This window comes from Clostridium tunisiense TJ (assembly GCF_000300195.1).
In the GTDB taxonomy this organism is placed as follows: domain Bacteria; phylum Bacillota; class Clostridia; order Clostridiales; family Clostridiaceae; genus Clostridium_J; species Clostridium_J tunisiense.
The window spans coordinates 227,688-239,523 of the sequence record NZ_AMQH01000011.1 but is presented as its reverse complement, the minus strand read 5'-3'; the positions used below and the strand labels follow the sequence as shown (position 1 = coordinate 239,523).

Here is an 11,836-nt window from a genome sequence, read left to right as displayed (position 1 = left end):
GATTTATATGGAATAATTTCCAAATGTTTCCTGTAAAACAATTTTATGTTCTTAGTCTTAATAACAAATTAAATAAATTTTTTTCTTTCAATGTCCTGGACATAAAAACTATAAAAAGTTCACAGTAACAAAAGTGTACAAGCTACATAGTATATTATTAGGCAGTATTATCGTTACTTAAGTAAAGGTTGATCAGCATGAAATAAAGTAATCTTGCTTTGTCTTAATGATTGCTTTTACTTAAAATTTATTAGGGGTGATTAGAATGACAGAAGCGCAAGCTTTGAAAAATCTGCTAAACTCTCCAGAAGGAAGAGAATTACTAAGAAGATTGAATAGTAATGAAGGCTTTGATACTGCTAATTTCAACAATTACAATCCAGGATACTCAGGAGTAAACCCTCAATGGGGTAATAATTCCAACACAGGATTTGGAGACTTAGGTTTACTTTTCTTATTATTCTTCTTATTCGGTGGCTTGGGTTGCGGATGTTGGTGGTAGAAATTTAGAAAAGGAAAAGTTAATATATTTATAGGACATGTGTTTATAAAGATATAGTAGTTATTATAGGCAGGTTATATATGAACTTTCCTATAATTATTAAGGTGCATGATAGTTAGATAGATTCTTTTGGGCCAGGTGTGGACAACCATACCTGGTTTTTGTTATACTTTTAGCACCTTTAATAGGCAGTGACGTATTTATGATTGTAGAGAGGGAAATGGGCTATGAAAGATATTATGTTCCTTATCTCCTGGAACAATTATTATAAATTTTCATATAGCAAGATTTTCAAAAAATTACCTAAAGGATAGAATCATAGGTTGTAGAAATAATAAATGTAGGAGGGATTTAGATGAATAAGCTAAGAAAAAACATAAGTAGTATTACCCTTATTGCCTTTTTAATTACCGCATTATTTGGCTTTAGTGGGTGTGCTAATGGTGGAACAACAAATGATAAAACAGGAGATACCGTGCAAACTCAGGGAGATAGTAAAAATGAAAGCAATGCACCTGAAGGTGATAGTAATAGTGTAACCAACCCAGCTTCAGCAAATGGAAGTACAGGGGTAAAGGGTGAGCTAAAGGTTCACTTTATTGATGTGGGACAGGCGGACTCTATTTTAATTCAGCAAGGCGATAAGGCTATGGTTGTAGATGCAGGAAACAATGACGATGGAAACTTAGTTAAGGATTACTTACAAAAGCAAGGAATAAAAAATGTGGATTATTTAATTGGAACTCATCCTCATGAGGATCATATTGGAGGATTGGATTACGTTATAAATTCCTTCAAGGTTGGAAAGCTATATATGCCAAAGGTAGCTTCAAATACTAAGACCTTTACAGATGTTGTTAATGCGGCAAAAAATAAGGGGCTAAGTTTTACAGCTCCTAAGCCAGGAGAAAGCTTTAAATTAGGAGAAGCAACTGTAACAATTTTATCCCCAAATGGCTCAAGCTATGAGGATTTAAATAATTACTCAATAGTGGTTAAAGTAGCCTTTGGAAATACTTCGTTTCTTTTAACAGGAGATGCAGAAGATGTGCCTGAAAAGGAAATAATAGCTAAGGGTTTTGATGTATCTTCTACAGTTTTAAAGGTTGGGCACCATGGAAGCAATAGTTCTACAACTTCAGAGTTTTTAAATAAAGTAAATCCAAAGTATGCTGTGATTTCTGTAGGGAAAGATAACACTTATGGACATCCAAAGCAAAATATTTTAGATAGGCTAAAAGGCAAAGGTACACCAGTATATAGAACTGATGAGAGTGGCACTATAGTTGCAACTAGTGATGGAAATGCAGTAACCTTTAATACTAAACCAGGAACTTACAATGGTTTTGGAAATTCAACTGGTTCAAGTGATAAAAGCTCTTATGAAGAAAAGGAAGATAATGCAGTGGCTAGTAGCCAGCAGCAAAATACCCCTGCACCAAGTGTAAAGGAGGAGAGCAGTGTAACTACTCCGGCTTCAGTGTCTTCAAGTTCAAATAGAACAGTATATTGGACACCAAATGGTAAATCCTATCACTATGATAAGAACTGTTCAACTTTATCAAGGAGTAAGACCATAAATGAAGGAGCACTTTCATCAAGTCCCAAAGCAGACCCATGTGACAAATGTGTGAAATAATAAAGTATAAAGCTAAAAAAACTTCTTAGGGCTTTAAAGGTTTATATAAGTTCAGGTGAATTTTAAAAATATGGGGAGGATATTATGAAGTTTATAATAGATAGATTTGAAGGTAACTTTGCAGTTTGCGAAGATGAAGAAGGAAAAATGCATAATATTGCAAGAAGCTTTATTGTTGGAAAACCTCATGAAGGGGATATAATTGAAAAAATAGGTAACACATATAACATAAATCCAGAAGAAACAGAAAAAAGAAGAAAAGAAATTGAAGAACTAACAAAGGATATGTGGAGTTAATATTGCAAGGAGTAAAAGTGAAGGCATAACTTGTTAACTAAACCTATATTGATTCCTTAAAGGCTTATTGGAGAAGAATAAAATAAATTTTTATCGTGGGGGTCTGTAGCTCGTATAAGTTTTCAAGCTAATTATAACGTAATGAAAAAACAAAAATAATAGTCATATAATAGGCCCTATAAGTAAAGTAAAACTTATAGGGCTTTGAATTTTACATTAAAGTAGCAGTAAACTGCATAGAGCTAACAGTTTTGGATTCAGATTTAGTCTACCACTTATTGAAGATGAGGGACTTGAAATTATCAAGGTTGTATTAAATTATAAAGTCTTTTCTTCTATAAATAAAGTAAGTTGCAGTAATAGTTACTATTATAATAACTATAGATATTACAACGTTTGAAATATCTAAACCATTTTTAAGAAGCTCCGATGGAACTGCATAGTGGAATGGAGAAAAGTATTTTAAGAATTCTAGGCTATCTATCATACCAGAGAATGTTCCAAGTAGATAAGTGGTAAAAAATATTCCCGTAGAGATTGGCATTGCAAGCCTTAGGCTTTTTATTACCACTGATATTAAAAAGCCTATAGACATAAATACTAAACCTATTAAGAAGAAACCACCAAAGAGAAGTTTCATATCCATCACTAAATCTATTACTTTTAAATCTTCTGGTTTCACAAGTAGAGAAATTCCTATTGAAGCAAGAGCCATTACCATTACAAATAAATAGAATATTACCACAGAAGATAAGATTTTCATAGTAACAATTTTAGTTCTACTAACTGGTTGAGCATAAAGAAATTCTATAGTTCCTTCGCTTTCTTCCTTGATTAAGGCTTTAGAGCCTAAAATACCACCATAGATAGAACCAGCAATTACTATATATTGAAATACATAAGCAAAATACTCATTAAGCTTTGAAAAATCAGGCATATTCTCTAAGTTAAAAGCTTCAAGAAGCGCTTTAGGCATGGCATCCATTTTAGTGTTAACAAGCTCTTGCATGCCACTATCTTTCATTGAAGGGAACATGGACATAAACAAGATAATTAGTAGAACACAAACAATGCTCCATATGGCTAAAGGTTTTAAACCTCTTTTTAGTTCCATTTTAAACATATTCATTTATTTCCCCTCCATTTCGTAATAAGCCATAAATACTTCAGAAAGTTTCTTTTCCTCAATGATTAGATCTTCCACAGGATATTTAACTAAAAGGGAAAGAAGCTTAGTAATGTTCCCATTGTAATTAAAGACCAATACATTATCTTTAAATTGAACAATTTCTCCACCTAGAGTTTTAACTTCTTCAGAAAGATTTTGAGAAAGCTTTAGGGTGATTCTTTTAACCTTTTTATTTGCAAACTCTTCAATATTTTTAACTTCAATGATTTTACCCTCTTTAATTATGGCTACTCTATCACAAAACTCTTCAACTTCAGTTAAGTTGTGACTAGATAAGAAAATAGTGGAACCTGAATTTTTAAGGGCTACCAGCTCAGTGAATAGCTTTTGTTGAACTAATGGATCAAGTCCGTTAGTAGGCTCGTCTAAAATTAAAAGCTTTGGTTTATGAATAAAGGCTTGAATTAGAGCTACTTTCTTTTTATTTCCTAGGGATAATTCAAAAATCTTTTTATTTAAATCCACATCAAAGGTTTTAATTAAGTGATTCACATACTCTTCATCAATGTTTTTCTTAAAGGTTTTGGCATAGTTAATTATTTCTCCAACCTTTACATCATCATAATATCTAACCTCACTTGGTACATAGCCTAAATCTTCTTTAATTTTAGTTGTATCCTTAACACAGTCTAAGCCAAAGATTTTAGCTTCTCCACTATTAGGAAATATAAGGTTTAGTAATAGTTTTATAGTGGTTGACTTACCAGCCCCATTAGGACCGATAAATCCGTAAATTTCACCCTGCTTTACTGATAGGGTAACCCCATCTATACCACGGCTTTTTCCGTAGGTTTTAGTTAAATTTTTTATTTCAATAACATTCACAATAATCCCTCCATACTATGAAAACTATGATTACTTTTCAATATTACTATATTTTTGAGAACTAAAGTCAAGACTAAACTTTTACATAGTGCCTACCTTGATTCTCTTATGGCTTTCTGGTGATGAATAAAATGCATTTGCACTTTGGTAATCTGTACATTAAAGTATAGCCTTAGTTAAAATAACTTATTTTTTAAGATTTTTACTTTGTTTATAAACTGCAAGCTTACTATTTAGCTCTTCTCCCGTTAGTTTATAATATATGTGAAGTGAATTAAGTATTCCAAGGTAAAAAAGTGTGTATCCTCCAGTGTAAAGTCCTAAGGAAGAGATATTTTGTACATTTATCCACTGAAACATATTTAAGAACAATAGTACTATTACATAGCAGAGTATAAAATGAATTAGGAATTTTCCCTTCATAGAAACATTATTTAAAGTGAATTCACCGAAAATTAGATATTGAATTAACACAAGAACAATAGTTAAAATCATCAGTTGCCATACCACTATGAATTCCATAGAGGATTTCCCTAGGAGCATATTTACAATAGTGTAAATTATAATAGCTGCAGCATAGAAAAGTCCCCATACAAACTTAAATTGCATTAGTAATTCCATGTTTTTTTTCATACAATCACTCCTTTACATCCCCAAGATTTCCTTAATTACTGGCACATACTGTCTTGAAATAATAAGCTTTTCATCATTTTCTAGTTGAGCTTCTAGCCTACCATTAAATCTAGGTGCAAGCTTTTTAATTTTAGAAATGTTTATTATGGTAGATTTACTGGCTCTAAAGAAATCTAGCTTTGATAGTTTTTCCTCTATTTCATAGAGTCTTAAATGAGTCTCTAAAACCTGCGCTTCTGTGTAAATAAAAGTCTTTTTATCTACAGTTTCAAAGTAATATATATCATTTGGTTCAATGAGGTAGGAAGTACCATTAGAAATACCAATGATTTTCTCATCATTTTGCTTAAGTAGTGAAATGATTTTTTGTATTTCTTCATTAACTTCCGTGCATTTAATTATTATTTCTATTTCTTTATTTTCTGCAGAACTGTCAATGATTATTTTCAAAGTACCACCTCCTAAAAAGTTATTTTTGTGATTTATTACAAATTTTTTAAAAGTAAATCCTCTTATAAATATTTTTTTAAAGCTAAGCAATTCTTCTAAGTAAGCCTTATAGCTTGCAATTCATCACAAAACTTAAACATGAGTATTTTTATACTTATAAGACTAGCGTAAGATATGAGCTCAGATATAAATAGTTTTTTTATGACCTTAAAAAAATAAGTTTCAAAAATTAACATCTATCTTATTTATATTCCATATTTTTCAATATCATATCCTAATACTAATATAAACCTATAAATAAGCTCTGTAAATAATATGGGGAGTAAGTTGCACTTAAAACTCACTAAGATGCATTTACTAAGTTTTTATATTGGTTAGTGAAAAAACACGAAAAATAAAAAAATAAGTAAAATAAAAAATATACTAATTTTATAAAAAGTTATAATTATACTTTGATTACAATAAATGTAAGTGATATAATGTAAATGGGTAGATATACAATAAGTGAAGGTTAAGTGAAGGTAGAGGAATTAACTCACAAAAGAAGGAGAATTTTAAAGGATGTAATAATCAATATTTGGGGGGATATGAATGAAAAAACCAAAAAAAATTAAATCATTTATTTCTTTGTTGCTATCTTTAACACTTTTACTTGGATGCTTTTCGAATGTGGTACAAGCTAGGGAAATGCCTAGTACTGGGAATTTAAATAACAAAAATCATTTAGACAAAATTGAGCAGAAGGTAAAACAGAAGTTTGATAGTGGGGAGGAATTATTAGAGGTATTAGTATATTTAAAAGATAGAGTTGATACCGCTAAAATTGCAAGCCTAAGTGCTAAAGGGAAGACTTTACACGAAAAAGAACTTTCAGCAAGAAAGAGCGTTATTAATAGCTTAAAAGAGAAGGCTGAAATAACGCAGGCACCAATAATTTCATATTTAGAAAAGCAAAAGACTAAAAATAAGGTTCGGAATATTAAATCTTTTCATATAGCAAACATTGTTTATGTTAAAGCAAATAAAGAAGTAATTGAAGAACTGGCAAAAAGAAGTGATGTAGAAAAGGTTTACTATAATGATACTATAGAAATAGACAAGCCTTTAAAAACTGAAGCAACTAATACTGTTACAGATATGCCTGAAGATGAAATAGGATGGAATATTAAACAGATAGGTGCACCGAAGGTTTGGGAGAATTTCAAGGTGGATGGTACAGGGGTAGTAGTAGGCGTATTAGACTCTGGAGTTGATTGGGATAACCCAGCTCTTAAAGAAAAATGGAGAGGTTATGACAAAACAACGGGACAAGTGGTTAATCCTAAAGAAAGCTGGTACGATCCTATGACAAACTCAGAGCTTCCATGGGATAACTCCGGGGTACCACATGGAAGTCACTGTACAGGCACAATACTTGGACAAGAACCAGATGGGAAAAATACCATAGGAGTAGCGCCAGGAGCCCAATGGATTGCAGCAAAAGCATTTACAGATGCTGGAGGACAACGTGTTCATTTGCTAGCAGGTGCACAATGGTTCCTTGCCCCAGGTGGAAATGCTGAAAAGGCTCCAGATATAATTAATAACTCTTGGGGAGGATCAGCAGGGGTAGACCCATGGTTCGTAGATATTCTTAATGCATGGAGAGCAGCTGGAATATTGCCAGTATTTGCAGCAGGAAATCAAAAAACCGGTGAGCCAATACCAGGACCAGGTTCAATTCAAAATCCATCAAATCTGCCTGGAAGTTTTGCAGTTGGAGCAACTGATATTAACAATAAAAGAGGAAATTTCTCAAAATTAGGGCCATCTCCATGGAATCCTGAGTTAATTAAACCAGAAATATCAGCACCAGGAGTAAATATACGTTCATCGGTTATAGATGGTTATGAGGCAGGCTGGGATGGAACTTCTATGGCAGCACCCCACGTTGCAGGGGTAGCAGCACTTATGAAGTCAGCAAATTTCTCCTTAACAGTAGAGGAAATGGAAAAAATACTTAAAGAAACAGCAACAAAATTAACTGATAACCAATATGCAGAGTCTCCAAATATGGGTTACGGTTATGGGTTAGTGAATGCTTATGATGCGGTAGCAAAAGTTTTAGGGATTGGCACTGGTACAATAGAAGGTCAGGTTTTAGTTCCAGGTGAAGATAAAATAGCACCAGAAATAGTTCATGGACAATTACCAGAAGTGTTTGCAAATACAGCATCAACTATAACAGCAGAAATAAAAGATAATGTAGGAGTAACATCAGCTAAGCTTTTAGTAAAGAATGCTGACATGAGCCAATGGCAAGAAATTGCTATGAAACGCGTATCAGGAAATGCCAAAAGTGGTACTTATGAAGCTATAGTACCAGGAAACTTAGTTATTAAGCAGGGATTAGAATATAAAATTTCTGTTTCAGATTATAGTAAGAATACTTTTACATCAGAGGTTTACAACCTTACTGTTATGTTTGGTATAAAACCAGACAAATATAGTAATGATTTTGAGAAAGATGTTTTAGGATGGAAATTGTCAGGTGAATTTCAATGGGGAGCGCCTACATCTACTTCAGGGCCTAAAGCATTAAGTGGAAGTAAGGTAATTGGTACTAAGCTTGAAAGCTATGATGTATCTCCTAATACAGTTAGTGAGGTTTTATCACCTCCATTGGATTTAAGAGATACAAACTTAAAGGAAGCTAGTTTAAGAATTTCTGAGTGGAATGATATTTCATATTCTCATAACGCAGAAATGCTTATATCAACAGATGAAGGAGCTACTTGGAAACAACTTAGAAAGGTTACTGGTTCAAATAAAGAATGGCATGAGGTTTATTTAGACCTTGCTTCTTATATAGGAAACCAAAAGCCAGTTTTTGTTAAGTTTAAATTCACAACAGGCTCTGCAGGTTTCGGTATCGGTTGGTATTTTGAAAATATGAGCTTTGTTGGAACTGATAAAGAAGCACCAAGTGTTCCAAGTAATTTTACAGCAGCTATTAACAAATCAGGTGTAGCTTTAAATTGGAATAAGGTTACTACCTCGGATTTTAAACAATATAATATATATCGTGGAACTACTCAAGGGGGACCATATAGTAATATTGCAACTACAATTAATCCTTATTACACAGATACTGATGTAAAAACAGGAATGTACTATTATGTGGTAACTTCTGTTGATTTCACAGGAAATGAAAGTGTATATTCACAAGAAGTAGCACTTGACTACAAAGAAATTAAAAAGATATTCTATACAAATTTTGAAAAAGATAATGGTGGATTTACCACTGGAATCTTATCAGATAAAGGTAAAAATAATGACTGGGCATGGGGAGCACCAACCTCTGGACCAAAAGCTGCATTAACAGGAACTAAGGTATGGGCAACTAATCTTGCGGGTAATTATTCCTATGACCATGCAGGATATTTAGATACACCAGCTATAAATCTACCAGCTGATGAAGAAACAGTATTATCTGTTGATCACTGGTTAGATGCTTATAGCTATGTATACAATGGAACTGATGATTTTGCAAATGTGCAAATATCAGAGGACAATGGTACTACTTGGACTGTTTTAAAAGATTCTATGAAGGGGGCTAAGAAGTGGGAAACACTTTCATTAGATTTATCCGCTTATAAAGGAAAATCAGTTAAAGTAAGATTTTATCTATATACTAACGGATTAATGGGTGCACCAGGATGGTATATTGATTCAGTAGCTGTATTACCAAAAGCTAGTGTGTCAAATAATAACACTAACTCAATTGTTTCAATTGCTGCAGCTGCAGAGACTCAAGCAGAGGAAACTCAAGAACCAAAAGCTCAAGCTGATCAGTTTGTTGAAGGCTTTTTACCAGCTGATGCAGTTGTTACAATACTAGAAACAGGTAGAAGTGTAAAGACTGATCCCGCAACAGGAAACTTTACAATAACTCATGCAGGGAACAAAGAAGGGGAAAGTTATACCCTTAGAACTGTTGCTTATGGATATCATCCAAAAGAAGTTCAAGTATCACTTAAAGAAGAACAAACTATTACACAGCAAATTAAGTTAGACCCTATAAAGAAGGGGAATGTTGTAGGTAAAGTAATAGATAAGGCTTCTAATGCACCTGTAGCTAATGCTACTGTAAGAATTCTGGAAGATTCAAATTATGAAAGTGTAACTACTGATGCTGAAGGAAACTTTACAATCAAGGGAGTATTTGCTGGAGAATATACTTTAAGAGTTACAAATGAAAACTTCCATACTGAGAATATTAAAGTAACTGTTGAAGGTGAAAAAGATAATTCAGCTAACATCGCTATGAGAAAGTTCCATAATACTGAGGAAGAAATATCCTACGATGATGGCATAAAAGATGCCTCAACAGCATTTACAAATAGTGGGGCTGGTTTTGGAGTTAAATTTACACCTAAAAGTTATGGAAGAGTTGGGTACGCTAATATCTTCTTCGTAGATGATCACTCAAAAGCTCTTGGTAACAAAATAGGAATAGGTATAGCTTACTTAGATGAAAAAGGAGAAGTACAATTAGCAGGAGACTTAAAAGAAATTACTATAAATAGAGGCCAGTGGAATAAAATAAATCTATTAGATTTTGATTATTCTACAGACAAAGATTTTTATATAGTGACAAAGCAGTTATATCCAGTAGCAGAATCACCTGCTATAGGTATAGACAAAAATAGTACAGCTAATGACAGAAGCTATGTTTATAATGGTGGACTTACACCTATAGCTGAGTATAAAATAACTGGTTCTATGATGGTTAGAGCAATAATGCAATATGAAACAGAAGCACCAGCAGAAGAAGTAAAAACGCCGGAGATAAATAATCTAAAAGAATTAAATTATTTAAACAAAGATACTGTAACTTTAGAAGGCAAAACCAATGTGGATGGAAAAGTGAATATATTTGTAAATGGAGCTTCAGCTTTAAGTGTTGATACTGATAACAAAATGTTTAAAGCAGAGTTAAAGCTTAAAGAAGGGGAAAATACAATTACAGTCAATGGTGAAGCTAATGGAAAGACTTCTGATATGTCAGTACCAATTAAGGTCATTGTAGATAAAACCTTACCTGAATTAAAGGTAACAGTGCCAGCAGATGAAGCTTTAATCAATGCAACCTCTATTGAAGTAACAGGAACAGTTGCAGATAAATATCTTAACAAAGTAGTGGTTAATGATAAGGAAGTAGTTGTAGATGAAAAAGGTAACTTTAAGACAGCTTTAGATGCTGTAAAGGGAGAAAATCAAATTACAGTAACAGCTACGGACTTAGCAGGAAACCAAACTACAGTAACAAAGAAGGTTAATGTAGTAACCCAAAGTGTTGAAACACCTGAAATTACAAACTTAAAAGAAACAACTTATGTAAATAAAGACAGTATAATTCTTGAAGGTAAAATGAATGTTGATGGCAAAATTAATGTATATGTAAATGGAAAGAAAACAGCCTCAGCAGAAACCAAGGATAAAAACTTTGCAATTAATATAGAGCTTACTGCAGAAGTAAATACTATTACGGTTACGGGAGAAGAAAATAAAATAGAAACAACTCAATCAGCACCAGTTAAAGTAATTGTAGACAAAAAACTGCCTGAGCTTAAAGTGAAATTTCCAAAGGATAAGGAGTTAATTAATAAAAAATCAATAAAAATTAGTGGCACGGTAAAAGATAAGAATCTTAAGAATGTAACAGTAAATGGTAAAGAAGTCTGTATAGATAAAAAGGGTAGCTTCAAGATAGATGTTGATTTGGTACCAGGAAAGAATACTATTACAGTAATTGCTACTGATTTAGCTGGAAACCAATCTACATTAACTGAAACAGTTAATGTAGTAATTAAGGGAAATCCAGACAAAGGTAATGATTGGTGCGACTCCATCATAGGAATGATTATAGGAGGTATTTGGGCATTTATTATTGAGCTTCTACCTTAGGTATTTATAAAACAATTTAGAATTTTATAAAAACTGTATTTACAAATGTTTCTAAATATACTATAATTGACTTACTATGAGAGTGCATCTAGGGTTCCGATGGAAACATGTCTGGTCCGAGCGATGCAGGATTTTATCTACACTTTTAGGAAAAAAGCCTAAAGGACGAGTCTCAACCTATGAGATTTGTACTTTAGGCTTTATTTTTTTACAAATTTTTAAGGCTAAATAGTAATCATGAAAGTTGCAATTAAATCAGTGCACAATTTATTGCAATAAGATATTAATTATTAAAAGATTTCATGTATAAACAAAGTCTTAATTATTAATATACAAATAAAAAAAAGGGGGG

8 protein-coding genes are annotated in these 11,836 nt (G+C 32.6%); 4 read left to right on the top strand and 4 right to left on the bottom strand.

What is annotated here, in order from left to right:
- Nucleotides 1-265 precede the first annotated feature (265 nt).
- The 3 genes from C661_RS0111190 to C661_RS0111180 all read left to right on the top strand — a co-directional run bounded on the left by C661_RS0111190 (nucleotide 266) and on the right by C661_RS0111180 (nucleotide 2,438).
- Complete coding sequence (locus C661_RS0111190; RefSeq protein ID WP_017415407.1) at nucleotides 266-502, top strand: hypothetical protein; 237 nt, start codon at nucleotides 266-268, stop codon at nucleotides 500-502.
- Nucleotides 503-857: 355 nt separating this feature from the next.
- The gene (locus C661_RS21780; RefSeq protein ID WP_017415406.1) at nucleotides 858-2,141 is read left to right on the top strand and encodes a ComEC/Rec2 family competence protein; all 1,284 of its coding nucleotides are present in this window, start codon (nucleotides 858-860) and stop codon (nucleotides 2,139-2,141) included.
- 84 nt (nucleotides 2,142-2,225) lie between these two features.
- Nucleotides 2,226-2,438, top strand: a complete 213-nt coding sequence (locus C661_RS0111180) for a DUF3006 domain-containing protein (RefSeq protein WP_017415405.1) — start codon at nucleotides 2,226-2,228, stop codon at nucleotides 2,436-2,438.
- A 313-nt stretch (nucleotides 2,439-2,751) separates the two neighbouring features.
- Here C661_RS0111180 and C661_RS0111175 read toward each other — a convergent pair whose 3' ends face one another.
- The 4 genes from C661_RS0111175 to C661_RS0111160 form a co-directional block, all read right to left on the bottom strand.
- Entirely contained in the window at nucleotides 2,752-3,567 is an 816-nt protein-coding gene (locus tag C661_RS0111175; RefSeq protein WP_017415404.1) for an ABC transporter permease subunit, read from the bottom strand.
- A complete protein-coding gene (locus C661_RS0111170) occupies nucleotides 3,568-4,452 on the bottom strand; it encodes an ABC transporter ATP-binding protein (protein ID WP_017415403.1) in 885 nt (294 codons plus the stop codon).
- Between the two features lie 186 nt (nucleotides 4,453-4,638).
- Nucleotides 4,639-5,085, bottom strand: coding sequence for a DUF3021 family protein (locus C661_RS0111165; RefSeq protein WP_017415402.1), 447 nt, complete (start codon nucleotides 5,083-5,085; stop codon nucleotides 4,639-4,641).
- 12 nt (nucleotides 5,086-5,097) lie between these two features.
- Complete coding sequence (locus tag C661_RS0111160; protein WP_017415401.1) at nucleotides 5,098-5,535, bottom strand: LytTR family DNA-binding domain-containing protein; 438 nt, start codon at nucleotides 5,533-5,535, stop codon at nucleotides 5,098-5,100.
- Between the two features lie 591 nt (nucleotides 5,536-6,126).
- Between C661_RS0111160 and C661_RS0111150 the strand changes: the two genes are divergently transcribed.
- Nucleotides 6,127-11,484, top strand: a complete 5,358-nt coding sequence (locus tag C661_RS0111150; protein WP_017415399.1) for a S8 family serine peptidase — start codon at nucleotides 6,127-6,129, stop codon at nucleotides 11,482-11,484.
- Nucleotides 11,485-11,836 lie beyond the last annotated feature (352 nt).

Coding starts and splice junctions, on each gene's coding strand:
- C661_RS0111175 (WP_017415404.1), bottom strand. CDS start 3,567: ATGAATATGTTTAAAATGGAACTAAAAAGAGGTTTAAAACCTTTAGCC.
- C661_RS0111190 (WP_017415407.1), top strand. CDS start 266: ATGACAGAAGCGCAAGCTTTGAAAAATCTGCTAAACTCTCCAGAAGGA.
- C661_RS0111180 (WP_017415405.1), top strand. CDS start 2,226: ATGAAGTTTATAATAGATAGATTTGAAGGTAACTTTGCAGTTTGCGAA.
- C661_RS21780 (WP_017415406.1), top strand. CDS start 858: ATGAATAAGCTAAGAAAAAACATAAGTAGTATTACCCTTATTGCCTTT.
- C661_RS0111165 (WP_017415402.1), bottom strand. CDS start 5,085: ATGAAAAAAAACATGGAATTACTAATGCAATTTAAGTTTGTATGGGGA.
- C661_RS0111150 (WP_017415399.1), top strand. CDS start 6,127: ATGAAAAAACCAAAAAAAATTAAATCATTTATTTCTTTGTTGCTATCT.